The 26,344-nt window shown below is 68.2% G+C and carries 25 protein-coding genes; 16 read left to right on the forward strand and 9 right to left on the reverse strand.

Features of this window, described 5'->3' with window-relative positions:
* Window positions 1-43 precede the first annotated feature (43 nt).
* The 3 genes from ASC76_RS00335 (at window position 44) to ASC76_RS00345 (ending at window position 3,087) form a co-directional block, all read left to right on the forward strand.
* Window positions 44-931: a class I SAM-dependent methyltransferase gene (locus ASC76_RS00335; RefSeq protein ID WP_056460734.1), complete on the forward strand. Its 888-nt coding sequence runs from the start codon at window positions 44-46 to the stop codon at window positions 929-931.
* Complete coding sequence (locus tag ASC76_RS00340) at window positions 928-1,965, forward strand: tripartite tricarboxylate transporter substrate-binding protein (RefSeq protein ID WP_056460737.1); 1,038 nt, start codon at window positions 928-930, stop codon at window positions 1,963-1,965. The genes ASC76_RS00335 and ASC76_RS00340 overlap by 4 nt, the downstream gene beginning before the upstream one ends.
* A 78-nt stretch (window positions 1,966-2,043) precedes the next feature.
* On the forward strand, window positions 2,044-3,087 hold the full coding sequence (locus tag ASC76_RS00345) for a PEP-CTERM sorting domain-containing protein (RefSeq protein ID WP_056460740.1): 1,044 nt from the start codon (window positions 2,044-2,046) through the stop codon (window positions 3,085-3,087).
* A gap of 315 nt (window positions 3,088-3,402) precedes the next feature.
* Here ASC76_RS00345 and ASC76_RS00350 read toward each other — a convergent pair whose 3' ends face one another.
* Window positions 3,403-3,834, reverse strand: coding sequence for a MarR family winged helix-turn-helix transcriptional regulator (locus tag ASC76_RS00350; protein ID WP_056460743.1), 432 nt, complete (start codon window positions 3,832-3,834; stop codon window positions 3,403-3,405).
* Between the two features lie 78 nt (window positions 3,835-3,912).
* Between ASC76_RS00350 and ASC76_RS00355 the strand changes: the two genes are divergently transcribed.
* A complete protein-coding gene (locus tag ASC76_RS00355; protein WP_056460746.1) occupies window positions 3,913-4,287 on the forward strand; it encodes a cupin domain-containing protein in 375 nt (124 codons plus the stop codon).
* A gap of 72 nt (window positions 4,288-4,359) precedes the next feature.
* Here the strand turns inward: ASC76_RS00355 and ASC76_RS25810 are convergent, their stop codons facing one another.
* A complete protein-coding gene (locus tag ASC76_RS25810) occupies window positions 4,360-4,584 on the reverse strand; it encodes a hypothetical protein (RefSeq protein ID WP_056460749.1) in 225 nt (74 codons plus the stop codon).
* A 59-nt stretch (window positions 4,585-4,643) separates the two neighbouring features.
* Here ASC76_RS25810 and ASC76_RS25815 point away from each other — a divergent pair, with 59 nt between their 5' ends.
* The 8 genes from ASC76_RS25815 to ASC76_RS00400 all read left to right on the forward strand — a co-directional run bounded on the left by ASC76_RS25815 (window position 4,644) and on the right by ASC76_RS00400 (window position 12,738).
* Window positions 4,644-5,132 (forward strand): glycosyltransferase, encoded by a 489-nt coding sequence (locus tag ASC76_RS25815; protein ID WP_056460752.1) that lies wholly within the window; start codon window positions 4,644-4,646, stop codon window positions 5,130-5,132.
* Window positions 5,129-6,262, forward strand: a complete 1,134-nt coding sequence (locus ASC76_RS00370; protein ID WP_056460755.1) for a hypothetical protein — start codon at window positions 5,129-5,131, stop codon at window positions 6,260-6,262. Before ASC76_RS25815 ends, ASC76_RS00370 begins: the two co-directional genes overlap by 4 nt.
* A gap of 36 nt (window positions 6,263-6,298) precedes the next feature.
* Complete coding sequence (locus ASC76_RS00375; RefSeq protein WP_056460758.1) at window positions 6,299-7,027, forward strand: bifunctional 2-polyprenyl-6-hydroxyphenol methylase/3-demethylubiquinol 3-O-methyltransferase UbiG; 729 nt, start codon at window positions 6,299-6,301, stop codon at window positions 7,025-7,027.
* A gap of 634 nt (window positions 7,028-7,661) precedes the next feature.
* Complete coding sequence (locus tag ASC76_RS00380) at window positions 7,662-8,978, forward strand: MFS transporter (RefSeq protein WP_056460761.1); 1,317 nt, start codon at window positions 7,662-7,664, stop codon at window positions 8,976-8,978.
* Between the two features lie 19 nt (window positions 8,979-8,997).
* Entirely contained in the window at window positions 8,998-9,762 is a 765-nt protein-coding gene (locus tag ASC76_RS00385; protein WP_056462959.1) for an aspartate/glutamate racemase family protein, read from the forward strand.
* A complete protein-coding gene (hydA, locus tag ASC76_RS00390; RefSeq protein ID WP_056460764.1) occupies window positions 9,759-11,189 on the forward strand; it encodes a dihydropyrimidinase in 1,431 nt (476 codons plus the stop codon). The genes ASC76_RS00385 and hydA overlap by 4 nt, the downstream gene beginning before the upstream one ends.
* 24 nt (window positions 11,190-11,213) lie before the next feature.
* Window positions 11,214-11,969, forward strand: coding sequence for an aspartate/glutamate racemase family protein (locus ASC76_RS00395; protein WP_056460767.1), 756 nt, complete (start codon window positions 11,214-11,216; stop codon window positions 11,967-11,969).
* A gap of 58 nt (window positions 11,970-12,027) precedes the next feature.
* The gene (locus ASC76_RS00400) at window positions 12,028-12,738 is read left to right on the forward strand and encodes a GntR family transcriptional regulator (RefSeq protein WP_056460770.1); all 711 of its coding nucleotides are present in this window, start codon (window positions 12,028-12,030) and stop codon (window positions 12,736-12,738) included.
* A gap of 345 nt (window positions 12,739-13,083) precedes the next feature.
* On the opposite strand, the gene ASC76_RS00405 is transcribed toward ASC76_RS00400, so the two are convergent.
* Window positions 13,084-13,491 carry a hypothetical protein gene (locus tag ASC76_RS00405; RefSeq protein ID WP_200947078.1) on the reverse strand — a complete coding sequence of 136 codons (408 nt, stop codon included), beginning with the start codon at window positions 13,489-13,491 and terminating at the stop codon, window positions 13,084-13,086.
* A gap of 280 nt (window positions 13,492-13,771) precedes the next feature.
* Here ASC76_RS00405 and ASC76_RS00410 point away from each other — a divergent pair, with 280 nt between their 5' ends.
* The gene (locus ASC76_RS00410) at window positions 13,772-14,578 is read left to right on the forward strand and encodes an alpha/beta fold hydrolase (RefSeq protein WP_162247044.1); all 807 of its coding nucleotides are present in this window, start codon (window positions 13,772-13,774) and stop codon (window positions 14,576-14,578) included.
* A gap of 383 nt (window positions 14,579-14,961) precedes the next feature.
* On the forward strand, window positions 14,962-15,924 hold the full coding sequence (locus ASC76_RS00415; protein ID WP_056460776.1) for a tripartite tricarboxylate transporter substrate binding protein: 963 nt from the start codon (window positions 14,962-14,964) through the stop codon (window positions 15,922-15,924).
* A 10-nt stretch (window positions 15,925-15,934) separates the two neighbouring features.
* On the opposite strand, the gene ASC76_RS00420 is transcribed toward ASC76_RS00415, so the two are convergent.
* The 4 genes from ASC76_RS00420 to ASC76_RS24990 all read right to left on the reverse strand — a co-directional run bounded on the left by ASC76_RS00420 (window position 15,935) and on the right by ASC76_RS24990 (window position 19,849).
* A complete protein-coding gene (locus ASC76_RS00420) occupies window positions 15,935-16,942 on the reverse strand; it encodes a LysR family transcriptional regulator (protein ID WP_056460779.1) in 1,008 nt (335 codons plus the stop codon).
* 489 nt (window positions 16,943-17,431) lie between these two features.
* On the reverse strand, window positions 17,432-17,851 hold the full coding sequence (locus ASC76_RS24985) for a hypothetical protein (RefSeq protein ID WP_157615168.1): 420 nt from the start codon (window positions 17,849-17,851) through the stop codon (window positions 17,432-17,434).
* Between the two features lie 124 nt (window positions 17,852-17,975).
* Window positions 17,976-19,469 carry an ATPase domain-containing protein gene (locus tag ASC76_RS00425; protein ID WP_056460782.1) on the reverse strand — a complete coding sequence of 498 codons (1,494 nt, stop codon included), beginning with the start codon at window positions 19,467-19,469 and terminating at the stop codon, window positions 17,976-17,978.
* Window positions 19,466-19,849 carry a hypothetical protein gene (locus tag ASC76_RS24990; protein WP_157615170.1) on the reverse strand — a complete coding sequence of 128 codons (384 nt, stop codon included), beginning with the start codon at window positions 19,847-19,849 and terminating at the stop codon, window positions 19,466-19,468. The genes ASC76_RS00425 and ASC76_RS24990 overlap by 4 nt, the downstream gene beginning before the upstream one ends.
* Before the next feature lie 218 nt (window positions 19,850-20,067).
* On the opposite strand from ASC76_RS24990, the gene ASC76_RS00430 reads away from it, so the two are divergent.
* Entirely contained in the window at window positions 20,068-21,318 is a 1,251-nt protein-coding gene (locus ASC76_RS00430) for an MFS transporter (protein ID WP_082548603.1), read from the forward strand.
* Window positions 21,319-21,380: 62 nt separating this feature from the next.
* Window positions 21,381-22,388, forward strand: a complete 1,008-nt coding sequence (locus ASC76_RS00435) for a PD40 domain-containing protein (RefSeq protein ID WP_162247045.1) — start codon at window positions 21,381-21,383, stop codon at window positions 22,386-22,388.
* A gap of 105 nt (window positions 22,389-22,493) precedes the next feature.
* On the opposite strand, the gene ASC76_RS00440 is transcribed toward ASC76_RS00435, so the two are convergent.
* Together ASC76_RS00440 and ASC76_RS00445 are read right to left on the reverse strand one after the other, a co-directional pair.
* The gene (locus tag ASC76_RS00440) at window positions 22,494-25,205 is read right to left on the reverse strand and encodes a LuxR C-terminal-related transcriptional regulator (RefSeq protein ID WP_056460788.1); all 2,712 of its coding nucleotides are present in this window, start codon (window positions 25,203-25,205) and stop codon (window positions 22,494-22,496) included.
* Between the two features lie 73 nt (window positions 25,206-25,278).
* A complete protein-coding gene (locus ASC76_RS00445) occupies window positions 25,279-26,343 on the reverse strand; it encodes a bifunctional nicotinamide-nucleotide adenylyltransferase/Nudix hydroxylase (protein ID WP_056460791.1) in 1,065 nt (354 codons plus the stop codon).
* Window position 26,344 lies beyond the last annotated feature (1 nt).

Here is a 26,344-nt window from a genome sequence, read left to right on the forward strand (position 1 = left end):
TTTGCGCCTTACGCCCCGGTGCCACGGCACCTAAGCTGGCCGCATGGACACATCGATCGACGATCACGCCACGGCCAACCATGCGTTCAAGGCAAGTATGCGCCACCAGTGGGACCACGCCGCGGCGGGTTGGAACGCCCACATGGCGGACATCGGCGCCTGGCTGCGCCAGCCGACCGAGGCCATGTGCCGCATGGCGGGGGTGAGGGCGGAGTCCCGCGTGCTCGATGTCGCCGCCGGGTCGGGCGAGCAGACCCTGCTCATCGCGCAGCGGGTGGGTGCTCGCGGCCACGTGCTCGCTACCGACCTGTCGCCGGCGATCGTGGCGCTGGCGCGCGACAACGTCGGCCGCGCCGGCCTGATCCAGGTCGAGACCCGGGTGGCCGATGGCGAAGACCTGGGCGTTCCCGAGGCCTCGTTCGATGCCGCGGTGTGCCGGCTTGGGCTGATGTTCTTCCCCGATCCGCTGCGCGGCTTGCGTGAGATCCATCGGGCGCTGCGACCCGGCGGTGGCATCTGCACGATGGTCTTTTCGCGTCCAGAGACAAACCCGTGCATCGCGATCCTCATGTCGACGGCGCTGAAGCACGCGGGCCTGCCGGCGCGCGACCCCTTCCAGCCGGGCGGGCTGCTCAGCCTGGGCCAGCCGGGCCACATCGACACGCTCTTCCGGTCGGCCGGCTTTGGCGACGTCGCGACCATGGCAGTCGATGCGGTGTTTCACCTGCCCTCGGTCGACCACTACCTCGGTTTCGTCCGCCGCTCGGCGAGCCCGATCCTGCAGATCCTCGACCGCCTCGACGCGGCCGCGGCCGAGGCCGTCTGGCGCGACTTGCGCGAGCGTTTGAGTGCCTTCAACACGACCGACGGCTGGGCGGGTCCGAACGAGTTGTTGTTGACGGCGGCGCGCCGCCCCGAGGAGACAACATGACCGCATCGATGCACGACCACGGCGAACCCGTGCGCGGGCACGGCGGCACCACCGACCGCCGACGCTTCCTGCAAGCCGGAGTGGGTGCGCTGGCCGCCCCATCCACGCTGCTGCTCGCACGCCGCGCCGACGCGGCCGGCAACGATCCGATGCGCATCCTGTGCAGCGGACCGGCCGGCAGCGTTCCCGACCTGATCGCTCGTGCGGTCGCCGATCAGCTGTGGGTCACAGCCGGGCTGCGTGCGCTGGTCGACAACCGGCCCGGCGCCGCCGGGCAGATCAGCGTCGGCGCATTGAAGGGCGCCGCGGCTGACGGGTCGACGCTGCTGCTGGCCCAGGGCGCGGTCGCCACCCTCTATCCCCACATTTACCCGAAGCTGACCTACGCGGTGTCCGACCTCGAGCCGGTGTCGACGGCCGGCGAAATGACGCTGGCGCTGGCAGTGGGCCCCGCCGTGCCGGCGTCGGTGGGCAGCATGCGGGACCTGATGGCGTGGATGCGCAGCCAGCCGCGACTGGCCAACGTCGGCTCGCCCGGCACCGGCACGCTGCCCCACCTGCTGGAGGCGATGCTGATGCGCGAAGCCGGCACCGCCTGGCAACACATCGCCTACTCCGGCGGGCCGCCTGCCGTCGTGGCCCTGCTCGGCGGGCAGATCGCCGCGCTGGTCTTGCCAGAGGGGCTGTTCAGCGAGCACCGCACCAGCGGGCGACTGCGGGTGCTGGCCACGTCGGGCGCACAACGCACGGTCTTGATGCCGGACGTGCCGACGCTGGTCGAGCAGGGCTACGCCGATCTGGCGGTGCGCGAGTGGTTCGCTTTCTTCATGTCGCCGCGGGTCAGCCCGCGGCAGGTCGTGGAGCGGTCCAAGGTGTTGCGCCTGGCGCTGGCGCAATCCGAACTGGCCGCTGCATTCGCCAACGCCGGCATCGTCTCCATGTCCAGCACGCCCGAAGTGCTGTCGGCCCGCATCGCCACGGAGCGGCGGCTGTGGGAACCGATCGTGCGGGCCCTGGACGTGCGCGTCGAATGAGGGGGCGGCCTCGCTCCACCCCCCGATCTTTCGTTCCAGGACTATTCACCATTGACTGAACGACACAGGGAGAAGGACATGCATACCGTTTCGATGGCACGCGCACTCGTGGGTCTCTGGTTCGGCGTAATGGCGACGGTGGCCCAGGCCGCTTCGCTGCGCACCGTGACCGACGTTTGGGGTGGCAACGGCACTGACAACATCGCCCAAGGCTGCACCACCTACGGGCCGATTCCTGACCTGGGGTCGTTCTTCAACGGCGGAGGGTTTCGTGTGCTGGGAGGAAACGAGGCCTGTGGTTACGTCGGCGTCACCTCCGACAAGACCGCAGCCAGCGGGCCGCTGCTGACCCAGCAGACCTTGGCCCCGGTGCCGCTGGACACCGTCGGCGGTACCTACAAGGGTGCGGCGGGTGCCCGCGCGGCCTACGGATCTCTCGGCGTGGCCTCCTCCGGCATCCACGTCGGTGCCTCCGGGAGTACGACGGCCGTCTTCTCCACCGGGGCGGCCTTCTTCCAAGACACCTTGACGGCCAGCAGCCCGCTGGTGTCACCCAGCGCCCCCGGCTTCGTGCGTTACGTTTTCAGCATGGATGGCGCGCTTTCCGCGCCGCTGGACCAACGCGGCACGGCCAGCGTGCAGCTCAACATCCAGCAGGGCAGCGGGCAGGTGCTGGGCCTGGGCCGGCTAGCGGTGCAAGCCGGCGACCTTGGCGCCTTCTCGGCCATCGACAGCAACCCGGGCGGCTGGTCGCTGGGCGTCGGCTCCGTGGCGGGCGCCGACGTCTTCGGCAGCACCGTGCATGTCCCCTTTTTCGGCGACGTCGATCTGCCAATGATCTGGGGCAGCCCCTGGGAGCTGAAGGTAGGCTTGCTGGCGCAGTCGGGCCACACGTCGGATGCGAGTTTCCTGTCCACCGCCAACCTCGTCGACGTCCAGGTGTTCGACGCTGCGCACCAGCGCATCACCGACTTCACCCTCGTCAGTTCATCAGGCACCGACTACCTGGCGCCGGTGCCCGAACCTGCGACCTGGGGGCTGTGTCTTCTCGGGCTTGTCGCCATCGGGATGCGATGCGGCCAGGCGACCGCGAACAGACCTCGGACCCGCAGCTTGTCTTGACGTCTGCCTTGCCCCGCTCAAGCATGTCCCTCCTATTCGCGTCTTAGGTGGAGATGTTGAGCTCGCGGAGTCTAAGACTGCAGTTCGTACTTCGTCAGATCCAACGACAGCTGTCGATCACGCTTGCGAAAGGGGAGTCACGGCCGGTTGCGGACGCTCGCGACAGGCGGGTTTGGGGTACCCGTGGCTCAGTAGTTTGCTATTGCGGATCGAGAAGTGCCGTCTGAACTCGACCGAAGACAACTCTTCGTTGCAGGCAAGGATCCGAGGTCTGACGCCGATGGCCGACGGCAGACAGACGGGTTAGGACCCGGCCTAAGCCGGACGTGGCAGCCGGCCGTTTCGTTCGGCATGTGAGGCCGCCATGGCCTCGAGCAGCTTCCGCGCAGCGGCGACCTGGCGCATTCCGAGTCGTTGCACCAGCGCCTGCTCGTACTTGTCGTGGAAAGACCGCGCCCAACCCAGCGCGGCGTGGCCGCGTTCGGTGAGTTCTAGCCGCTTGACGCGTCGGTCGTCCGCGTCGGCGCTCCGCGCCACGTAGCCCTTGGCCACCATGTCGTCGACGACCTTCAGCGCCCCGGGCGAGCTCATGCCGAGTTGCATGGCGAGTTCGCTTAGGTTGCAGGGCCCCTGCGCCAGCAGGCGGAAGACGTATCCGAACGAGGTGCCAATGTCATCGAATCCCGCCGCGGCGAGGTCGGCGTCGAGGGCCTCCTTGAACGCCACGAACGCCACGTTCAGCAGCACACCAAAGTCCAGTGGTTCAGGGCTTGACATCGTTAACCACGGTTAATAAACTATGGTTAATCATACAGGAGAGTTCTCATGCCCATGCTGTTTCGTAGCGACGCGCCGACCTTCGGTCTGCCTGGAATCTGCTTCACGACCTTGTCGTCCCCGCGCCGCGGGGCCCGCGAAAACGCCGTCTGGGAAGTCACGGTCGATCCCGGCGTCGCCGGCTCGCCCCATCGCCTGACGCGCGAGGAGACCTTCGTCGCCCTCGAGGGCAGCGCCGTCGTCGAAGTCGACGGCCAGCGTCATGAGCTTGCGGCGGGCAGCGCGCTCGTCGTCGACGCAGGTCAGACGTTGTCCTTGTCGAACGCCGGGCCGCAGCCGTTTCGCGCGCTGGCCGTGCTCCCCGTCGGCGGTCAGGCAGTGATCGGGGACGGGCCGGCGTTCACCCCCGCCTGGGCGGCTTGACCCAAACACGCCGATCTTCCCGAATCCGCCTCCGACGCGCCGCATCCCAATCGCGATGCGTGCCCTCCAAGGTCAAGGCATGTCCTCCATCCTCATCGCCTCGGTGCCCATCCACGGGCACGTCACCCCGCCGCTGCCGATTTCGACGACCGCATCGACCTCAACGACCGCTTCCCCGGGCGCGCGGCGCTTTCGGGCGCGAAGGCCATCGCCTTCGACGTCGTCGAGCTGTTCACGCGCCCGGCCGCAGCGCAGCACGCGGCGGTGATGCGCGCGCAGGCGGTCGACCCGGCCCATGCCCTGCTCGTCGACCCGGCTTTCGCGGGCGCGGCCCTCGAGCGCTCGCCGATGAAGACGTGCTGGTCGTCGTGTCGACCGGCGGACGCCCGCTCGCCAGCCTGCCGTCGCTGACCGCGAACGCCCGTGCCGCCGAGTACCTGCCATACGACGAGCTGCTGCCGAAGACCGCGGTCTTCGTCACGAACGGCGGCTACGGCGGCGTGCAGTACGCGCTGCGCCATGGGGTTCCCATCGTTGTCAGCGGCGGCCAGGAGGACAAGCCCGAGGTCGGTGCGCGCGTGGCGTGGTCGGGGGAGGGACGCCGGTTGCGGCTATCGCCGAAGGTGTCTGACCTTCGGGACGCCATCAAGGCGGTCTTGCAAGACGACCGATACCGGAGTGCAGCCGCTGCGATGGCGGAGCGCATGGCCCGCAGTGGTGGTTTGCCTGCGTTGGCTGCAGTCGTCGATGCGGTGGTCTTCCCGACCGCGGGCCCTGCGGCACCGGGCGCCCGCCCGGCGGCCACTGGGCCATCGAGCCTGTTTGTACCAAGGGCACCGGCATGAGTGCGAGCCGACGCCTGATCGACCGCGCTCGGTTCACCGAGCTTTCTGTGGCGCTGCTTCTGGCGGCCTGTTCGCCCGCGTTCGCGCAGATCGATTGCTGGGCCGATGCCGAGCACCCCAAGACTGCCGATCTCCGGGCGGTCAGCGACCCGGTGGTGGCCCCGCTGCGGCGCATGCTGCACTCACTCAATGCGCTGCTGCATGCACGCCCGGGACTGCACGCGCTGCCGCGCACGCGGCTGCGCAGCAGCTGGCAGATCGGCGGGCAGTGGGACGCGCCGGCGCGGCCGGCGCACTTCCTGCTGCGAGACCACCGCGAGTCGGTATGGGTGGCGGGGCGTTGCGACGTCGTCACCGGGGCGGACCGCATCGGGGCGCAGGCGACCATCGTCGCGAGCATCAACGCACCGCACGCCTTCTTCGGATCCGAAGTGCCCGAACTGAAGGACGACCAGTTCGCGGCCTGGCGCGAGCTGCCTGTCACCGGCACCTTGCGTGGGCGCCCGGTGCATGGCGGGCACATGCTGGTGTTCACCCGCCACGGGCTGCTTCCGTGGGTGCCCGTCACGACGGCCGAGTACCTCGACTTCACCGAGCGCGACCTGCAACGCAAGCGGGACGAGGCGCGCGTCAACGAAGCGGCAGCCCGCGCGGCTGCGGCGCCCGCCGCGCAGGACGAGATGCTCGAGCGGGTGACCGAGGGCCTGCGGCGCACGGACCCGGCAAACGCCGAGCGCCTGATCGCCGAGATCCGCGCCCAGCACGCCCAGGCACGTGCCGGCGAGGCGGCCGCGCAAGCGAGACGGCGCAGTCGGCAGGGCGTCGACGAGGCGCCCTTGGAGACCATGCTGCGCCGCGTGCGAGCCTGGCGGGCGGGTCTGAGCGCCGCACAACTGGCAGCACCCGCGCGCCTGGGCCTCAACGGCCTGCACGCGCCGGACGTGCCGTTGGAGCGCTATCCGCGCCTGGCCAAGCCCGATCCAGCATTCCCTTGGGACCGGGCCAACCCCGCGCAGGCGCAGATGGTGAAGCTCGAGGTCCGTGGCGTTGACAACTTCGAACAGCCGATGCAGCGGGCGATGGAAGCGCTCGACCTCGACGCCCTCGACGCGCTGGTTCGCGAGCGCTGAGCGTCAGACGCGGCCACCGCCCCGCCCATCGTCCGCATGACAGCCTGCGCCGATCACTACGAGCACCACCTCGCTCCCGTCTACCTCTGGATGGCTGGTGGGCCGCAAGCTGCGTTGCAGGCGGGTCGGGCCGAGATCGAGGCACTGGCGTTGCCGCTCGGGCCAGGCTCCTGCGTCGTCGACCTGGGTGCCGGATTCGGAATGCACGCCATTCCGATGGCGCAGGCAGGCGCGTCCGTCGTCGCGATCGACTCGTCGCCCTTGCTGCTGCGGACTCTGGACGAACTGCGTGGGGCGGAGCCAGTCCGGGGGGTCTGCGATGACCTGCTCGCGTTCCCGATTCACCTGACAGAAGCGCCCGACGCGATTCTGTGCATGGGCGACACCATCACCCACCTGCCGGATGCCGGCGCCGTCGCGTCCTTGGTCCAGAGCGCCGCGGCCATGCTGAGACGGGGTGGATCCTTCGTGGTCTCCTTGCGCGACTACTCCGAGCCCTTGCTCGGCGACCAGCGCTTCATTCCGGTTCGCGGCGACGACATGCGCCTGCTCACCTGCTTCCTGGAGTACGAGGCGACGAGCGTCCTCGTGCACGACATCCTGCACGAGAGGACGGCAGACGGATGGACCACGCGGGTGAGCCATTACCGCAAGCTGCGCTTGGCAACCGGCGAGCTGCTCGCACTGATGGAGTCGGGCGGGTTCGAGGTCAGAAGAGAAGCTGGCGTTCGAGGGCTGGTGCGGTTGGTTGCCGCCCGGCGCTGAGTTCCTCCCGCGGGACTTTCGAGGATTGAATGGCGCATATGGGACGTCGAGCCGCAATCTGCGACCGTAGCACTCGGGTCGGGTACAGCCCACCGGGGGCGTCTGCCATTCGGTCGCTCAACTTGGGCGTCAGCTTTCCGGCTGTGAGATCGCGCACCCGACTGGCGCGGGCTGACCCTACCTGACAGCTGGCAGTGGAAATTGCGCGCTGCACTGCGGTCGTTCGGGCGCGTGGAGGTGCTCTCCATTGAGCCGCCAATTGCCGAATACGCGTCGCGCAGGTACCAGACGCCTTGAAGGCGAGACCTGACACAAGCAACAAAGTCGGGAGGTGCCAAGCTGCGCAGAAGGTCTGAGCTAGGTGTCTTCCCTAATGTCGAATTTATTGTCAACATAGATGTTGACATCTGTGTCGCCAAAACTTAGATTTAGATCCACAGCCTCTGACTCACCCGCCATTGCGATACGTTTCGGGGCTGCAGTCCCGCCGATGGGGCGCAGAAGTCCGACGCGCCGAAAGAGCGCGCAGCCTTCTCTGCCAGCGGCTCACCGTGCTTCAACCATGAGATGGGGAGCGCGACCCTGCAAGGCCTTCGACGGCCGCCAGGCAACGCGCAGTCCGAGGAGACGACAGATGCAATCCACAACGGCGGCCATCCCGGCAGACCTTGCCAATCCGGCGCTCCGGCCCACAAAAGTGCGCTGGAAGATCTTCCTGATGATGTTGTTCCTCATCTCGATCAACTACATCGATCGCGCCTCGCTATCGGTGGCGATGCCGCTGATCGCCAAGGAGTTCGACATCGGCCCGGCGTTGCAGGGCCTTCTGCTCAGTTCCTTCTTCTGGACCTACGCCTTCATGCAGATTCCGGGCGGCATGCTGGCTGACCGCTTCGGTCCGCGCGTCGTGATCGCCGGTGCCACGCTGGGCTGGGGCTTCTTCCAGGCGATTGCCGCCGTCTGCACAGGATGGGTGCCGTTGCTACTCACACGTCTTGGCCTTGGTGCGGCCGAGGCGCCGATCTACCCAGCCGGCGGCAAGCTCAACGGCATCTGGATGACTCAGACCGAGCGTGGCCGCGGTGCGACCTTGCTCGATGGCGGCGCGCCCCTTGGCGCGGCGCTGGGCGCGATCCTGATCTCGGCCCTGATCGCATGGCTCGGGTCATGGCGCATGGCGTTCGTGATCGCTGGCGTCGGTACCATCATTGCCGGCTACTTCGCCTGGAGCTACATCCGCAACCACCCGCGCCAGCACCCTGGTGTCAACGAGGCAGAAGCCCGCTACATCGAAGCCAGTCATGCCGCCGATGCCGCCAAAGAGTCTCCCGACGCCAGCGGCCGGGTGCTGGACTTCTTTCGCTACCGCTCGGTGTGGGGCATGTTCTTCGGCTGGATGTGCTTCAACGCGCTGTTCTATGGCCTGCTCACCTGGATGCCGAACTATCTCTCCAAGGTGCACGGCTTCGACATCAAGCAGATGGGCGGCGCGGTGTTCATCATGTTCTTCTCAGGCTTTGTCGGTGAGATGTTCGGCGGCTGGCTGGCCGACAAGTGGATGGCCGCCGGTGCCTCACAGAGCAAGGTGCTGCGCACGCTGTTCGGCGTCTCGTCGATCATCGCCACGATCTCGATCTACATGGTGGCGCAGATCAAGGACCCGGTCGCTGTCGTCGTGCTGCTGTCGGTGACGTTGTTCTTCCTGCGCTGGTGCGGCCTGTTCTGGTGCGTTCCGTCGATCCTCGGCACGCGTGCCCGGGTCGGCTTCCTCGGCGGCACGATGAACCTGGGCGGCAACTGTGCGGGCATCGGCGTGCCCATCGTGGTCGGCCTGATCGTGCAGGCCACCGGCTCGTACTTCATGGCGCTGATGCTATTCGCAGCGGCCGGTGCCGGCCTGTTCATCTGCTCGACGATGCTGATCGACTACAGCAAGAAGCTGCCAGTCTGAGCACGCCGCGGTGCAAGCCATGATGAATCGCAAACTGATCGGCGTGCTGACGCCGTCGTCCAACACCGCGCTGGAGCCGTTGACCAGCGCGATCGTCGGCACCGTGCCGGGCGTGTCAGCACATTTCTCGCGCTTCACGGTCACCGAGATCTCGCTGCGCGATGCTTCGCTGAACCAGTTCGACGACAGCAAGATCCTCGAGGCAGCACGGCTGCTGGCCGATGCGCGTGTCGACGTGATCTGCTGGAGCGGCACCTCGGCGAGCTGGCTCGGCTTCGAGAAGGACCGGGCGTTGTGCGCTCGCATCACCGAGGCCACCGGCATCCCGGCGACCACCTCGGTGCTGGCGCTCAACGAACTGCTGGCCGCGCAGGGCGCGCGCACGCTGGGCCTAGTGTCGCCCTATGTCGAAGACGTACAGCAGCGCATCGTCGCCAACTACACCGGAATTGGCATCGATTGCGTGGCCGAGCGGCACCTCGATCTCTCGGTGAACTTCGCGTTCAGTGAGGTCGAGCCGGACATCCTGCGCCGCATGCTGCGCGAGGTGGCGCAGCAGCGGCCCGACGCAATGACCATCATGTGTACCAACTTGCACGGCGCACAGTTGGTCGACGAGATGGAGCGCGAGCTCGGCATCCCCATCTACGATTCGGTCAGCACAGTGGTCTGGAAGGCGCTGCAGAGCATTGGCGCCGACCTCGGCAGCGTCAAGGGTTGGGGCGGCCTGTTCGACCCGCTGTCCCGAGCGCGGACCGACAACCCCCTCGAGAGGCGCGCATGAGCTCCCGCGAACTTGACCTCGTGGTGCGCAACGCGCGCGTCGCGACCGCCAGCGACACTTTCGATTCGGACATCGGCATCCGCGACGGCCGCATCGTGCAGCTGGGGCTCGACCTACCCGCCGGCCGGCGCGAGATCGACGCGGTCGGCCGCTACGTGACACCGGGCGGCGTCGACGCGCATTGCCACCTCGACCAGCCGATGGAGGCCCCGGCGCGCATGGCCGACGACTTCGACACCGGCACCCGTGCCGCCGCCTGCGGCGGAACGACCACGGTGATCCCGTTCGCGGCGCAGCAGAAGGGGCAGTCGCTGCGTGCCGCGGTGCGGGATTACCACCAGCGCGCCGAAGGCCGTGCCCATGTCGACTATGCGTTCCACCTGATCGTCAGCGACCCGACCGAAGACGTGCTGAAGCACGAGTTACCGCAGCTGATTGCCGAGGGCTACACCTCGTTCAAGATCTACATGACGTACGACGATCTGAAGCTCGACGACGGCCAGATCCTCGATGTGCTGGCGGTGGCGCGCGAACAGGGCGCGATGGCCATGATCCACGCCGAAAACGCAGACTGCATCGAGTGGCTGACCAAGCGCCTCGAGGCCAGCGGCCGCACTGCGCCGCGCTTCCATGCACATGCGCGACCGATGCTCGTCGAGCGCGAGGCAACGCATCGGGCGATTGCGCTGTCGGAGCTGGTCGACGTACCGATCATGATCGTCCACGTCTCGGGTCGCGAGGCCGTCGAGCAGATCCGCTGGGCGCGCGCGCACGGCCTGAACGTATTTGCCGAAACCTGCCCGCAATACCTGTTCCTCACCGCGGACGATCTCGGCATCGACGACAGCTACCAAGGCGCGCGCTGCATCTGCAGCCCGCCACCGCGCAACCGCGAGAACCAGCAAGTGATCTGGAACGGGCTGGCCGACGGGCTGTTCACGATCTTCTCGTCGGACCACGCACCGTTCCGCTACGACGCGCCCGAAGGCAAGAGGCCCGGCGGCCAGGAAGTCGCGTTCCGCCACGTCCCGAACGGCATCCCGGGCATCGAGACGCGCCTGCCGCTGCTGTTTTCGCACGGCGTGCTCGACGGGCGCATCACGATCAACCGCTACGTCGAACTCACATCGACCAACCCGGCCAAGGCGTACGGGCTGCATCCGCGCAAGGGCACGATCGCAGTCGGCTCCGACGCCGACCTGGTGGTCTGGGGCGCCACGCCGCGCACGATCCGCAACGCCGACCTACACCACGCCGTCGATTACACGCCTTACGAGGGCATCGAGGTCCAGGCCTGGCCGGCGCTGACGCTGGCCGGCGGCGACATCGTGTGGGACGGCAGCGCCTTCCATCCGCGCACCGGACGCGGGCAATTCCTGCGCCGTGCGCGCCCCAGCCTGCTGCCCGTGCCGCGCCAACCCAGCTGAACGCAACTTCCAGACGAGGCCGCGATGAACCTGCTGCTGATCAACCCCAACACCTCGCAAAGCGTTTCCGACCTGATCGAGGCCGAGGCGCGCCGCGCTGCCGCGCCCGGCACGCAGGTGAGCGTCCTGACGGCACCGTTCGGGGTCGCCTACATCGAGACGCGCTTCGAGTCGCTGATCGGCGCCTATGCGGCCGCGACAATCGCCGCCGAGCACTGGGAGAGGCACGATGCCATCGTCGTCGCCGCGTTCGGCGACCCCGGCATCGTCGGCCTGCGCGAAGCGCTCGACATTCCCGTGGTCGGCCTGACCGAGGCGGCGCTGATGAGCGCCTGCCTGCTCGGCCAACGCTTCTCCATCGTGGCGATCTCGCGGCGCATCACGGCCTGGTACCGCGAGTGCGTCCAGGCCAACGGCTTGCTCGACCGGCTGGCGAGCATCCGCAGCCTGGACGGCCCGTTGCGCGACATCGGGCGTGTGCAGGACGACCACACGGAACGCCTGCAGGCGCTGTGCCTGTCGGCCGTCGAAGACGACGGTGCGGACGTGATCATCATCGCCGGCGCACCGCTGGCCGGTCTGGCGCGCTCGATCAAGGACCGCATTCCGGTGCCGGTCGTCGATGGCGTATCGAGCGCCGTCTGCCATGCGCAAACCCTGGTCTCGCTCGCGCCCGCGCCGGCACGCCGTGGCAGCTTCGCGCCGCCGCCGCTCAAGCCGAACCGGGGCCTGCCCGAGGCCGTGGTGCGCCTGCTGGCACGCGATGCCGGGCGCGCATGACGCTGTGCCCTGTGCCGGCGAGCCGCCCGCCAGAGGCACGCCGATAGAATCGGCCGCGATGTCCAACAAAGTCTCAGCCCGCAACGAAAGCGGCAGCGCGTCCGTCCGCGAACACAGCGTCGACGAGATTGCCGAGAAGATCTCGGCGGCGATCCTCGAGCACCGGCTCGCGCCGGGCACCAAGCTCGGCGAGGACCGCCTGGCCACGATTTTCGTCACCAGCCGCGCCAAGGTGCGCGAGGTGCTCACGCGGTTGGCGCACGAGCAGATCGTCGAACTCGTCCCGCAGCGCGGCGCCTTCGTCGCCAAGCCGACCATCGAGCAGGCGCAGGATGTGTTTGAGGCGCGTCGCCTGATCGAGCCCGGCGTGCTGCGCCGGCTCATCAAGACACTGGACGACGTCAAGCAGCAGCGCCTGCGCCAGCACCTCGAACTCGAGGCCGACGCGCGCAAGCGCGACGACAAGCGCGCCATCGTGCGGCTGTCGGGAGAGTTCCACGTGCTGCTCGCCGAACTGGCAGGCAATTCTTCGTTGACGCGCACGATGCGCGAACTGTCTGCGCTCACCTGTTTGATCATTTCCTTGTACGACGCGCCCACGGCAACCAGCTGTCGCGCCGACGAACATGAAGAAATCGTTGCGGCGGTCAAGCGCGGCGATGCAAAGCGTGCCGAAAGCCTGATGCTCCATCACCTCGACCACATCGCGCAAAGCCTGAAGCTCGATGCCGATGTCGAGGATGCCGATCTGGAGAGCATATTCCGCTGAGCCTGACCGGCGGCTGCCCATGCTGATCACGTTCCGCGCCAACTGCGGCTGCATTCGTCGCGACTTTGGCCGTCACTACAGGTGCCCACTTCCGTCAGGCGAACTCTGACTGCCGTCAAGCAGCCGTTGGGATACGTATGCTCGTGGCCGGGTCCGGATGGAGGGAGTGCGCGCCGTCAGCCGTCATGCGATTCGCCGAGACCCGAACAGCCAGTCGTCATGGACGCGAGTTCCACATCTCGACCAAAATCACAGATTACTTGCGCTGCAAGATAGCCAAAAAGCGGACGCTTGGTGTTACGCAGGCCGACCCGCGACGAGCGCCCTAGCGTGCCACGCAGCGCCCTATTCGAACAGGCCCGCAGTGCCGAGGGCCGGCCCGAGCGCACTGGCGAGAGTGGGTTCGCAATCCACGCCCGACAGCTGCTGACCGTACCGGAAGTTTGGCTGCAGCTTCATCACTGTGGCGGCCGCCTTGCGAGCTTCGATAACTTTGCCGATCTTGGCGAGCGCCGCTGCCTGCAGCATGTAGGAGATGCTGTGCGCCGGGTCGGCTTGGATCGCCCGGGTTGCAGCCTCAGTGGCCGCATGCTCATGACAGTGTCGCCACCGGGGCATGAACACTACTTCGAGGAGCTCGCTCAGCTCGCAGCAGCCGGTGCCATGCTCGACGCGACAGTCGTAGGGGATCTGCGGCTCCGTTACGACACGGATCAACTGTCTGCGCTTCAGGCCGCCGACTAAGGCCTGCACTGACCTACCTAAATCCGACGGCCAGGAAGGTCAGCTTCTGGCCGACTCGCGCATTGCAATAATGTCAATAGGGCCGTTACTGGATCCATTGCGGGGCTGCGTCGATGTCGACTTCTTCCATCGGCGAGAGGTGTTCGATGATGAATCGACAGCGCCTTGATCGGGTACTCTTGGTGCATCGACCGGGGGATCTCTGCAAGCCGGTCCAACAATGTGCCGCGGCGCACTCGCGACCTGGCAACGCAACGCAACGCAAAGTGCGCTACATCAGGAGGTTGTCGTGAGCGAGCAAATCCTTGCGTTCGACTACACCGAAGCGGGTTCTGGCCCCGCCATCCTATTTCTGCCCGGGAGCTTCGGAACGGGCGCAGGCTGGAAGGCCGTTCTGGGACATCTCGGTGACGGCTACCGCACGGTCACTACCAGCCTGCTGGGCTATGGATCGACGCCGGACACCCGGCCGGACGGCAATGCAACCATGGCGCAGCAGGTCGATCTCATCGATCGGATCATCGACCGGATTGGCACGTCGCCCCATGTCGTAGGGCACTCATACGGTGGACTCTCCGCCCTCGTGCATGCCCTGACGGGTCAGCGCAGGCCCCGGAGCTTGCTGCTCGTCGAGGCAAACCCGCTGGGCCTCCTGCGTTCGGCAGGCGACCTGGCGCACTACGCGATGTTCGAGGCGATGACGCGTCCGTACTTTGCCGACTACGCGCGGGGCGATGCCGAAGCCCCTCGCCACGTCATCGACTTCTATGGCGGACTAGGCACCTTCGACTCAATGCCGCCGAAAGTTCGCAGCTACGTGGTCGCGACCGCGGCAGTGAACGTGCGCGACTGGTCCTCCGGAACGCCCTTCGAACCCAGCCGGGAGACGCTGCAGTCGATCGCCATCCCAACGACGGTGGTCCGCGGAGCAGACGGCCATCCGGCCATGCGCAGGATCGCCGAGCTTCTCCACGATGCGATCCCTGCGGCGCGCCTCGTCACGATCGATGGCGGGAGTCACTTTCTTCCCAGCAGTCATGCGGCCGAAATCGCCGCAGTGATTCGGCAACACGTCGATGGTGTGCCGACGACGTAGAACGGAAGGTGCGCCTACTTGGCCCCGGCAGCATTGTCCCGATCCCAACCCTTCGGTCGTTCGGGCCGCGTGGGTCGAGCGTCGCTTCAGGGTCGGAGCCAATTCGCCGATGAGGCCGCTGGTTAGCGGTCATCCAGCATCGAGAGTGACCCAAAGCGGTCAGCCGAAATGCGGAAAGGCGGAAGCGCAGAGGCGACGTGAAGGCGCAACGGTCCTGCTGTCCTGAGCGGCGCATGCCCCCGCAGTCGCGCCAGATCGCATGCAAGGCACCACCAATCGCGCACCCTCTACCAAAAGTTCAGGTCAGCCCCCACGGTGGAAGCCTTGCTGACGTGCGCCACGCTCAGCCAAACTGCGCTCCATTCGCAGAAGGGAGCCTCGACATGACACGACTGACGTTGGGCCTCGTTGCCGGCGCACTGGCCCTGGTGGCAGCGTCGGCAGGTGCACAGACGCCCTATCCAACCAAGCCGATCCGACTGATCGTTCCCACTCCGGCTGGCGGCCCGAGCGACGCTGCAGCGCGCGCTCTGGCCAAGGGCATGGCCGCAGGTCTCGGCCAGGAGGTGCTGGTCGACAACCGCCCGGGCGGCAACACCGGCATCGGGGCGGGCGCTGCATTGAACGCTGTTCCCGACGGCTACACGCTGTTGTTCGCGCTGGCATCCAACGCCGGGTTGCCGCAGCTGAGCAAGGCATCGCCTTACCGATCGATCTCGGAGTTCACGCCGATCGCGACGATCGGGGGCAACACCCAATGCTTGGTGGTTCCCTCCAGCGTGCCCGCTAGGACGCTGGCCGAGTTCGCCGCGTACGCAAAGGCCAGCCCCAAGCCGCTGATGCGCGGCTCTAACAACGTCTCGGAGGACATGGTGGCAGGCCAGGTCACCGGTTCACTGGGCTTCACGCTCGAGAGAGTGCCGTACAAGGGCGCGCCCCAGTTGTTGCCGGACTTGCTGGAGGGCCGCATCCAGGCTGCAGTGCTACCGGTGGGCGCCAGCATCCCGCATGTGCGTTCCGGGCGACTGACGATGCTCGGCTGCAGCATGGCAGAACGCATCCCGGCGCTGCCGGCGGTGCCTACCCTCGCCGAGTCCGGCGTATCTGTCGCCCCCTTGATCACGGCGCACTTCGTGCTCGGCCCGCCGCGGATGCCGGTCGAGATCATCGAGCGCTTGGCGTCTTCGGTGCGACAGGCCGCGCAAGCTCCGGAGTTCAAACAGGAGATGGACCGCCTCCTGATCACTGGCAATGCGCGCTCGTCAGCACAGACTCGCGAACTGATGCTGCAGGCGGAGGCCCAATATGTGCAGTTCGTGCGCGAGACCGGCGCCAGCATCGACTGATCGAGGCGGATCAGCGGTGGGCGAGCCAACTCGAGGCGCGCCGGCTGTTGCCGTGGTGCCATGCCGGCCGGCCTTCAACGCTGGACTGCCCCTTCGCACTCGTCACCTTGGCCAATTCGGCACAGTGGGCCGCGGCAAAATCGGCAAAGACGCGCAACCGCAAGGTTCGGCGCATTTCGGGCCGAAAGTACATCGCCAGAGGCGGAGGGTCCATCAGCTCCCAGTCGAGCAGCACCTGTGCCAGGCGGCCGCTGTCCAAGTCGGCTCGCGCGGTGGCGTACGCGATGCGCATCACGCCGCCGTCCGCGAGGGTCAGTTGGAGCAGGTTGTCGCGATGGTTCGAGTTCAACCACCCGCGCACCACCACTTCCTCGATGGTCTCGCCATGCGCCCCAGCCTGCCTGTAGCGCCAGAGATCGAGCAGCTTTCCGTAGGGATTCCTGTAGCTCAGACAGTTGTGTTCGGCCAAGTCGCGTGGGTGAAGCGGGATGCCGTGGCGTTTCCAGTATTCGGGCGTGGCGGCAGTGACCTGAGCCATGACCGGCAGCTCCCGGCGCACCCAGTTGCCCGCCTCGAACCATCCATGCAAAAGCAGGAGGTCGCAGTTCTTGGCGGCCGTCTCCTCCAGATGCAAGACCGCCCGCAGGTCGAGCGTCAGATCCGGATAGTTGGCATGGAATGCGGAGAGCGCCGGCACGATGCAGTGCTGCAACAGGAACGGAGTGCCACCCACCACCAGCGTGCCCTGCGGGCGCTGGCGAGTCTGTCGCAGCCCCTCGTCAGCGGCTTGAAGTTGCGCCAAGAGCGTCGAGCAAGTTTCCGCATACTGCGTCCCGTCAGGGGTGAGCTGGAGCCCGCGACTTCCGCGCTTGAACAGCGTGGCGCCGAGTTGAGCCTCCAGTGCATTCACCAGCTTGGCAACGGCCTGCAGCGTCACACCCTGCTGGCGCGCGGCGGCCGAGAGACTGCCAGTCTGTGCGGCCGCGAGAAAGTACTGAATGGCTTTGAGCTTGTCCACAAGGAAGGAGTGTGGCGTGATCACACGGACGTTGGCAACCGTGGCCGACCATGAGCCGCTGGCCCGATCTGAGCCACCTCGAGGGCCGCTACGCGCCCCAGCATGGCGCAACCATCGACGCGCCGCAGATGTTTGATGCCGACGAGCCACTGGCCATGGCCTTGCGGGCTGGCCGTTCAGTGGCGGTCCGCGCCGACGTGCACTCGACGCTGCCGGTCGAACTCGCCATCGTCCTGACGCCGCAGCGCGAACTCCATGCTTTCGTCCTGATCGGGCGTCAGGGACGGGAGAGTCTTGCAGTCCGACGGGGTGCATCGTCCGGCGTCGCCGTCGCCGCGGCCCGAGTCCTGCAAATTGGGGCGGCTTTGCGGTGTCTATCCGCGCCAGATGCAGGGCCGCTTGGGGTCGGAAGCGGTCGGGTGGGGAAGGGCAGCTGTCGGCCAATAGCGGACACTCGCATGGGTCCGCTTTCGCGTGGGCTGGCCGACGTCACGAACTCTGATCGAGCACAGCGCGAACCATTCCAGCCAATCTTTCCGCCTGTTTCTCTATGACCACCCGAACACGCGGCAGCAAGGTGGACTCTGCGCCCGGAAAGCCCAGCGTTGCAGCCGCCACTCGGATTGGCGCATAGGGGTTGCTCAGTTCGTCAGCGACCAATGCAAGTAGCTCTGCCTGTCGGCGTCGCGCTTCCTCCGCTGCGGCAAGAAGGTCTTGCGCGCCGAGCGCGGCGAGCACCAGGCTCTCGTTGGCATCGCGCAGATCGCTTTGTCGTTGCTCCTGTTCGAACTGCGCACCTTCGTGCAGCGACCTCGGCCGTTGACGGGACACTTGTGAGTGCGTCGCCCGCATCAGAGGGTCGCCATTGTCCTCCGCACCGAGGCCCTGTCGCCTCTTGGCGGTGTACATCGCCGCATCCGCGCATCGCTGAGATTTGCCCGTTCAGCTTCGCCAGCTTCGCTTCTGCCGCGTTCAACGCGCCCGCCGATGAGTCGGGAACATCGCTCATGCAGCAACCACCTGCTGGCGTAGTTCACACATTGGGATCGTTCGCGCCCACCGGCGTCATCTGCGCGACAGGCTTTCGCGTGGGCCGACCCCCGAGCAGACCTTCCTGGTCGGCGAGCGACCGACCGATCTGTATCCCGTCGTCGCCGATGCTGAACTCCCGCAGCTGGTCGGAATGGGCGCTCGCCCGAACCTTCACGACTGCCATCACGCGTCGCAAGCGGCTGTCGACCTCGATGTAGCGTTGAACGATGATGGCGTCCGTCATGAACGCGGTACCGTAGGGACTGAAGCGTAGATCGGTGTAGCGGTCTTCGAGTTCAGAGGTCATCAGCACGGTCGCCCCAACCCCCGCGAGCGCAGTAACGAGATTCGACAGCGACTCGCGGAAATCCTCGCGGAATGTCGGTGCCAGGGCCAGTTCGAATCCCGACAGCGAATCGATCACCACGCGCGTCGCGCCCAGTCGCCGGATCTCCCGCATCAGCATGTAGACGATTTCGTCGATCGACAGATCGGCGGACCGGCTCTCGACCAGGCCCACTTTGCCGCTGGCAACCAGGTCTGCGACGACGCGGCTGCGCGAGCGATTCGGATGTTGCTCGAAGGCAGCGATCACACTGGTCTCGCCGATTCGCGCACCTTCCGCCAGAAAGGCCGCTGCCAGCATGCTCTTGCCTGATCCGGAAGGCCCGGCTACCAGGAGCGAATAGCCGCGCGGCAAGCCGCCTCCGAGCATCTCGTCGAGTTGTGCCACGCCCATCAGCGCCCTCGGCGACGAGGCTGCGGCCCGCACGCTCGCCTCGCTCGGATTCGCCACGCTCGCCGGGGAGAACACTTCGATGCCCCCGGTGCCGATGCGAAACGTGTGCAAGCCGGGTAGCGTCGGCTGCCCCCGCATCTTCATGATCTCCATCTTCCGAACCATCGAATTGCGCTGCACGCTCTGGCGCAGCCAAATCAATCCGTCGGAGACGGTGAACACCGGGTTCGCATCGGTTTCGGTGAAATACTCACCAATCAGAAAGGTCGTGGCTTCCCAACTGGTCATCAGCATGCCCAGTTGCTGCACGAACTGCTGCAGGCTGTTGTGCGGATTGCCGTGGTTCTCGCTGGCAAGAACGACCGATCTGAACGAGTCGACAAAGACCAGCGCGGGCCCGTGCGTGGTCACTTCATCCACGATTCGTTTGAGAACACGGTCCAGATCACCCGCCATCGCGTCGTCCGACAAATTGACGAAGCGAATGGTCTTGTTGATTGCCTCGGTGTCGAAGAAATCGAACTGCTGCTGGTAACGCAGCATCTTCAGCGGCGGCTCACCGAGCACCGTGAAGTAGATGGCCGGTCGCTCCGGCGTCGCGAGCGCGAACATGATCTGGTGAGCCAGCGTCGTCTTGCCACAGCCGGGCTGCCCGGCGATCAGGTTGAAGGAAAATTCAGGAAGCCCCCCACCCAGAATGTCGTCCAGACCGGGCACACCGGTCGCCAAGCGATTGATGATCACTTTGCTCTTCATGACTTCGTGTCCCGGGCGGACGAACCGCTCAAAAGGGTGGCCCAGACGGGCCGGAGCAGTCGCTCGGTGAGCGTCTCGCCAATAAGGGTTGTCAACAGAGCTTGAAAGCTCTCCAGCAACTGGGTGCCCGCCAACGCCGCTTCGGCTGAGGTTCTCTTCGAAAGGGTCGAGGCGAGCGCCGCAGCGTCTATGTCCGATCCGTTGTCTTCAAGTGTCGGAAGCCACGGATTACCGGGCCGGCAAAGGTGCAGGCTGCGTCGGTAGAGCGCGGACGTTCTGCGTCGGCCCAGGATGGGCGCCAGTTCGCTATCGAAGCCTCGAAACGCCGTCGCGACCAGCGCGGCAACGTCTTCAGACGACGCGCCATCGGAAACCGCCATCTCCAGAAGGGTCGCTATCCCGTCGCGCTCTTGCGACTTCCTCGCTTGCCTGGTGCCAGACGACGCAAGGAGATGACGAATTCAAGCATCCCGGCAGACGCGATCGAAGCGGTGCGCGAGTCGAGCAGAAGCTGCCGACGGTGGCCAGCGCTATTCTTCAGCCCCAGGCACACCAAAGAGTTCCCGATGGGCGAGTTCGCGAGTGAGGGCTGGTCGGCGTGACTTACCTGATCGACACGCAGGCCATCCGCCGCGTGCGCGGCGCGGGCTGGCGCACCGTTCCGGCGCCGGTCTATGCGCTGGGCGTGACGAGCCTGTTCACCGATGTCGCCTCCGAGATGGTGACGGCCGTGCTGCCGCTGTACTTCGTCTTTGCGCTGCAGCTCGCGCCACTGCAGATCGGCCTGCTGGATGCCGTCCACCAGGGCGCCGCGGCGCTGGCGCGATTGGGCGGCGGGTGGCTGGCCGATCGCTGGCAGCGCTACAAGCAGGTCGCGGCGGTCGGGTACGGCGTGTCGGCGATGTGCAAGCTGGGCTGGCTCGCCGCGGGCAGCTCCTGGCCCGCGCTGTCGGCGGTGACGGCGGCCGATCGCTTCGGCAAGGGACTGCGCACGCCGCCGCGCGACGCTTTGATCTCGCTGGCCAGCGATCCGGCGCACCTAGGACTGTCCTTCGGCGTCCATCGCGCAATGGACAGTTTCGGCGCGCTGCTCGGCCCGCTGGTAGCGTTCGCGTTGCTGGCCGCGCTGCCCGGCGCCTACGACGTCGTCTTCGTCACGAGCTTCTTCGTCGCGCTGGCCGGCCTCGCAGCGCTGTTTCTGTTGGTGCGCAATCCGACGGGGAGCGTCACGGCGGGTGCGCGGCCGACCGTCTTGCAGGCCGTGGCGCTGCTGCGCCGTCCTCACCTGCGCCGCGCAATGCTGGCTGCCATGGTGCTGGGCCTGGCCACGGTGGCCGATCCGTTCTTCCACCTGCTGCTCCAGCGCAGTGCGATGCTGCCGGTGTCCTGGGTGCCGCTGTTCTTCCTTGCCACGGCACTCGCCTACGTCGCGCTGGCGGTGCCGGCCGGTCACCTGGCCGATCGCTTCGGTCGAGGTCTGGTCTTCCTGCTCGGCCACGCGCTGCTGCTGGGAGCCTGCCTGGCGCTGCTGGCCGCCGCACACCATCGTGCCTGGGGCGTGCTGGCTCTCGGCCTGCTCGGTGCCTACTACGCGTGCACCGACGGCGTGCTGATGTCCGCGGTCAGTGCCTGGCTGCCCGCGCGCCTGCGCGCCTGCGGCTTCGCTCTCGTCACGACGGCCACCGGCGTGTCGCGCCTGGCTGGCTCGGCGCTCTTTGGCCTGCTGTGGCAAACGTGGACGCTGCGGACTGCCGTCGCAGTCTTCGCCGCGGCCCTGGCAGTGGCGCTGCTGCTCACCGCACGGACCTGGCTGAGCCTGGACACTTCCGCCGCCACAGTCGCACCATGACCGCCACGCCACCGCTTGCGCCAGTGGCTCCCGTGCCGTCGCCACGGCGCATCGCCGTGTTCGTGGTCGTCGCGCTGCTGTGCATCGGCGCGGCCGCCGCCTATGCCTGGTGGGCGGGTCAGCAGCGCGCGAGGTCGGGCGCCGCCCCCGCCCGAATCGAGCGGCCTTTCACTGCGCTGCCGGGTACCGGGCCCTACCTGCTGCTGCGCGTCAGCGGCGTGTCGGCGTCGCAGGGACACCTGGCACTCGAACGACTCGGCGCGACCGACGGTATGCGCGAGGTGTCGGCGGCACTGGACTGCGAGCGCGTGCACGCGTCGCGCGCCTCGGTGGGCCGTGGCATCTGCCTGGAGGCCCGACGCGGCGCCCTGACCACCTACCACGCGCACCTGTTCGACAGCCAGTTGCGCACGACCGCCACGCTCGACCTGGCCGGCGCGCCGAGCCGCGCCCGCATGTCGGCCGACGGACGCCTGGCAGCGACCACGGTGTTCGTCGCCGGCCACTCGTACTCCGCGGCGGGATTCTCGACGCGCACCTCGATCATCGACGTCGAGGCGGGCCGCATGCGAGTTCCCGATCTCGAGGTCTTTACCGTCATGAAGGACGGCCAGCCTTTCAAGGCGGCCGACTTCAACATTTGGGGCGTCACGTTCACACCCGATGGCCAGGGCTTCTACGCCACGCTGCAGACGGGCGGCAAGCAGTGGCTGGTGCGTGGCGAACTGGCCGCGCAGCGCATGACGCTGCTGCGTCCGGGCGTCGAGTGCCCGTCGCTTTCGCCCGACGGCCAGCGCATCGCATTCAAGCGACGAGTCACGCCGGCAGTGGCGGGCGTGGTGTGGCAGCTCGTTGTTCTCGACCTGGCTCGTGACCAGGAAACGGTGCTCACGAGCGAGACGCGCAACGTCGACGACCAGGTGGAATGGCTGGACAACGGCGAGATCGCCTACGGCCTGCCCGACGCGGCCCTGCCGGCCGCGACCAACACCTGGGCCCTCGCAATCGACGGGCGCAGCGCGCCGCGGCTTCTGGCGCCGCTGGCGTATTCGCCTGCGGTGGTGCGTTGACGGTATCCGCATTCACCGTGATCGCTTGAAAGCGATCACGAACAGGCACAGCAGTCGATTGCTTGGCTGGGAACCGTGCGCGCGTGCAGTCGGCCCTCGGCAGCGTCACGCGTGCTCGCGCAACCACGCACTCGCCTGCCCGCGCGACTCCAGACCCAGCTTGTCGAGGATGTTCGCGACATGCCGTTTCACGGTGTGCGGGCTGATGTCCAGTGCGCGGGCGATCAGCTTGTTGCTGTCGCCGGCGGCGATGCGTTCGAGGACTTCGCGCTCGCGGCTGCTGAGCAGGCCGTCGTCGCGGCTGTCGGCGGACGCCGCCGGCGCGGACGGCTGTTTCGCGCGGTCCGCGGGCGCGGCCGCTGTCGACTCCACGCGCAGCTCGGCCGCCAGGCGCGCGACGGCGCGCAACTCGTCCTGCAGCTCGGGCGCCAGGCGCGCCTCCCACGGCGCCTCGGCCAACGCGGCGAGCACCGCGACACCGCACATCAGCGCGTGACCGCGCTCGTCCTCGTCGCGCATGCGCTGCAGCGCGGGGCGCGCGGCGTCGGCCGCGTCGTCGAGGCGGTCACAGCGCAGGCGGGCGTGTGCGCAGCGCAGCCGCAGTTCGATCGCCTGGCCGTTCACGTCCATGTGGTCGGCGCGCGGCAGCAGGTGGTCGAACAGCGGCATCGCGTCGGCCCAGCGGCCCTGAGCCGCGGCGTAGCGGGCGCGCGTGGCGACCGCGCGGGCGTTGTCGCTGGACGGGTCCTCGAGCGGGCGTTCGAGCAGGTGCGCGGCCCAGCGGCGCAGCGTCGCGGGGTCGCCGTCGATCGCGTCGGTGACGCGCACGCCGTAGATCGCGACCTGGTGCAGCCACAGGCTGCGGCGCTCCTCGGTGCTCGAATCCTCGCGGACGAACAGCGTGTCGAGCCGGCGCGCGACCTCGTCGCGGCGGCCGCGGAAGCCGGCCTCGATCACGCGGAACAGCTCGACGCTGATCTCCATCTCGGCCGAGCAGGCGAGCCAGTGCATGTCGGCCTCGGCGCGCTCGGCTTCGCGGGCGGCGTTGTCGAGCCGGCCCGACCACAGCTCGGCCAGCGCGCGCTTGATCTGCACCTCGCCGCGCATCGGCAGCGCGCGGTCGCCGAGCCGCGCCAGCGCGCCGCGCACGTAGCGCAGGATCTGCAGCCGCATGCCGCGCACCGTGGCCCAGCTGTTCGCGGGCACGCACTCCCACCAGTCGTACAGGCTCGCGCCGGCCTCGAGCGAATCCATCACCTCGGCGAACACGCCCGGCAGCTCCGCATGCTCGCCGCGCCGGAAGCGCTGGTTCGCATCGGCCATCAGCATCACGCGGCGCGCCACCGCGTTCAACGGCGGCTGCGCCGGATCGCGCAGCTGCGCGATCAGCGTCTCGCTCTGCGCGTTGCGACCGAGCGGGTAGACGGCCAGCGCGAGATAGGCCTGTGCGAGCTGCCGTTCGGCGGTGTCGCCGGCCGCCGCCGCGGCCTGCGCGGCGTCCTCCATGCAGCGGGCCATCTCGGTCCACTGCCAGCGCAGGCAGGCGGCGATGCCGGCCAGCCGCAGCAGCCGCGGCGACGCGTTGCGCCACGCCGGCTCGAACTGCGCGACCAGCCGCTGGACCTCGCCGCCACCGCCACCCAGAAACAGCTCGGGCGCGGCCGCGACCAGCGCGGCCTCGGCACCGGCCCAGTCGTCCGCGCGCAGCAGGTAGCCGACGCGGCGCAGCGGATCGGTCTCGCCGGCGGCGGCGCGCTTCAACAGCTGCGGCAACTCGTCGGCGAAGCGGCGGCGCAGCCGCTCGTGCAGCGCGTCGCGGAACAGGTCGTGCAGCACCAGCGTGCGCTCGTGCGCTTCGAGTGCGGTGACGAACAGGCCGCGCGCCTCGATCTCGTCGAGGCGCTCGGCGGCGCGCGCATCGCCGCTGACGGCGGCGGCGCGCGCGGCGGTCAATTCAGGCAGCACCGAGCAGCGCACCAGGAAGTCGTGCAGCGCGGCGGGCATGTCGTCGAGCACCTCGGTCGCGAGGTACTCGAACAGGTGCCGGTCCATGCGCGCGCCGCTGTCCGCGGCCAACCCGCCGGCCGCGCCGGGCCGGGTGCGCATCGCGGCCAGGCACAGCTGCAGCCCGGCCGGCCAGCCCTGGGTACGCTCGAACAGCTCGTCGACCCGCTCGCGCGCCGCGGCGCTCGCCTCGGCACCGGCCAGCGCCGCGGCCTCGCCGGCATTGAAGCGCAGGTCGTCCTGGGTGAACTCGGCCAGCTCGCCAGCCACGCGCATCCGCGCCAGCGCCAGAGGCGGCGCGACGCGGGTCGACAGCACCAGCGTCCACTTCGGCGGCAGCCGGGCGATCAGCGCGTCGAGCATCGCATGGGTCGGCGCGAGCGCGACGCGGTGCAGGTCGTCGAGCACGATCACGCCGCGCGGCGCCTCGGCGCCGGCCAGCGCGTTGACCAACTCGGCGACGGCGCGGCGCAGCGTCACCCCGTCGTCGACCAGCTGCGCGACCAGCGCCTCGGGCGAGGTGCGCCACGGCAGGTCGTGCGGCTCGAGCGCTGCGGCCAGGCAGGCGAGCAGGCGGCGCGGATCGTCGTCCTCGTCCATCGAGACCCAGGCCAGCGCGGTGCCGGCCGGCAGCCGCGCCAGCTGCGCGGCCAGCGTCGAGGTCTTGCCGAAGCCGCCGGGGGCCTGCAGCAGGACGAGGCGGCAGTCGAGCAGCGCCTCGGTCACGGTGGCGTCCAGCAGCGGCCGCTCCACCCGCACGGCGCGCGAGCGCGGCGGCTGGATCTTGGTGGTGGGGAAACGCGGGGCGTCCATCGTGGGCCCCGGATTCTGCAGTGCCGGGGCCGCACTGCAAAGACCCGCATTCGTGGGCGGGGCCGCCGCGCCGTCAGCGCACGAGGCCTTCGGAGGTCAGCTGCAGGAAGTGGTCGAGCATGTGGAAGTGGTCGTCGTGGAAGCGGTCTTCGAGCGCCAGGACCGCGTCGATCGGCAGCCACTCGGCCGAGCGCGCGTCGTCGCCGCCGCGCACCTCGGGCAGCTCGCGGTCGCCCAGGTCGAAGAAGTGCGCATGGGTGATGGTGCGGCCGCGCAGGCTGCGGTCGGGGTGATCGAACACCGCGGTGGCCTGCAGGCAGCGCTGCATCGTGTCGCCGAGCAGCGCCAGGTGCGTCTCCTCGGCGAGCTCGCGCAAGGCCGATTGATAGGCCGTCTCGCGCAGGTCGATGAAGCCGCCGGGCACCGCGTACAGGCCCTCGCCGGGCGGCGCGCCGCGGCGGATCAGCAGCACGTGGCCGGCGCAGTGCACGACCGCGTCGACCGTCACGAACACCGGCGGGTAGGGCGTGCCGCGCCACGCCGCGTGATACGCGACCAGCATCTGCCACTCGCGCCGGAGCGTGGCGATGAACGGCAGCCCGGCCCAGGCACGCACGAACTCGAGCGTGCTCGCCGGCGCCTGGTCGACCAGCGCGGCCAGCGTCGCGTCGAGCCGGTCCGGCTCGGCGGCGAACAGCGTGTCACGCAGCTCGGTGCCGCCGGCGCCCGGCAGGCGCTCGACCGGCACGAACGGCCAGCCGGCGAAGCCGCGCAGGTACTCGCTGGTCGCGTCCTTCAGGTGGCCGACCAGCGCCACATTCACGTGGTGGCCGCCGGTCAGCGCGTCGATCTCGGCGCTGACCACGCGCAACCAGCGCGCCTGGTCGTAGTAGTCGCGCACCGGCAGGAAGCGCACGCGCGCGCGCTCGTCGTCGGTCAGCGCGAGGCGGATCATCTCGGCGCGCTCGGTCCACGTGAACGGGTTCTTCGGCGTGCGCGCCTGGTGCGCCGAGCCGATCACGACGATCGCCTGCGGCGCCACCGCGAGCGCGCGCCGCAGCAGCGCGAGGTGGGCGTTGTGGAAGGGCTGGAAGCGGCCGACCAGGACCGCGACATCGGGCCGCGTGGCGCCGTTCATG

It is taken from the genome of Rhizobacter sp. Root404, from assembly GCF_001425865.1.
Taxonomy (GTDB): Bacteria; Pseudomonadota; Gammaproteobacteria; order Burkholderiales; family Burkholderiaceae_C; genus LMDS01.

Excerpts from the sequence above, each read along its gene's own strand:
- ASC76_RS00335 (WP_056460734.1), top strand. The coding sequence starts at position 44 with ATGGACACATCGATCGACGATCACGCCACGGCCAACCATGCGTTCAAG.
- ASC76_RS00340 (WP_056460737.1), top strand. The coding sequence starts at position 928 with ATGACCGCATCGATGCACGACCACGGCGAACCCGTGCGCGGGCACGGC.
- ASC76_RS00345 (WP_056460740.1), top strand. The coding sequence starts at position 2,044 with ATGCATACCGTTTCGATGGCACGCGCACTCGTGGGTCTCTGGTTCGGC.
- ASC76_RS00355 (WP_056460746.1), top strand. The coding sequence starts at position 3,913 with ATGCCCATGCTGTTTCGTAGCGACGCGCCGACCTTCGGTCTGCCTGGA.
- ASC76_RS25810 (WP_056460749.1), bottom strand. The coding sequence starts at position 4,584 with ATGGGCCGGGTCGACCGCCTGCGCGCGCATCACCGCCGCGTGCTGCGC.
- ASC76_RS00370 (WP_056460755.1), top strand. The coding sequence starts at position 5,129 with ATGAGTGCGAGCCGACGCCTGATCGACCGCGCTCGGTTCACCGAGCTT.
- ASC76_RS00375 (WP_056460758.1), top strand. The coding sequence starts at position 6,299 with ATGACAGCCTGCGCCGATCACTACGAGCACCACCTCGCTCCCGTCTAC.
- ASC76_RS00380 (WP_056460761.1), top strand. The coding sequence starts at position 7,662 with ATGCAATCCACAACGGCGGCCATCCCGGCAGACCTTGCCAATCCGGCG.
- ASC76_RS00385 (WP_056462959.1), top strand. The coding sequence starts at position 8,998 with ATGATGAATCGCAAACTGATCGGCGTGCTGACGCCGTCGTCCAACACC.
- hydA (WP_056460764.1), top strand. The coding sequence starts at position 9,759 with ATGAGCTCCCGCGAACTTGACCTCGTGGTGCGCAACGCGCGCGTCGCG.
- ASC76_RS00395 (WP_056460767.1), top strand. The coding sequence starts at position 11,214 with ATGAACCTGCTGCTGATCAACCCCAACACCTCGCAAAGCGTTTCCGAC.
- ASC76_RS00400 (WP_056460770.1), top strand. The coding sequence starts at position 12,028 with ATGTCCAACAAAGTCTCAGCCCGCAACGAAAGCGGCAGCGCGTCCGTC.
- ASC76_RS00415 (WP_056460776.1), top strand. The coding sequence starts at position 14,962 with ATGACACGACTGACGTTGGGCCTCGTTGCCGGCGCACTGGCCCTGGTG.
- ASC76_RS24985 (WP_157615168.1), bottom strand. The coding sequence starts at position 17,851 with ATGTACACCGCCAAGAGGCGACAGGGCCTCGGTGCGGAGGACAATGGC.
- ASC76_RS00425 (WP_056460782.1), bottom strand. The coding sequence starts at position 19,469 with ATGAAGAGCAAAGTGATCATCAATCGCTTGGCGACCGGTGTGCCCGGT.
- ASC76_RS24990 (WP_157615170.1), bottom strand. The coding sequence starts at position 19,849 with ATGGCGGTTTCCGATGGCGCGTCGTCTGAAGACGTTGCCGCGCTGGTC.
- ASC76_RS00440 (WP_056460788.1), bottom strand. The coding sequence starts at position 25,205 with ATGGACGCCCCGCGTTTCCCCACCACCAAGATCCAGCCGCCGCGCTCG.
- ASC76_RS00445 (WP_056460791.1), bottom strand. The coding sequence starts at position 26,343 with ATGAACGGCGCCACGCGGCCCGATGTCGCGGTCCTGGTCGGCCGCTTC.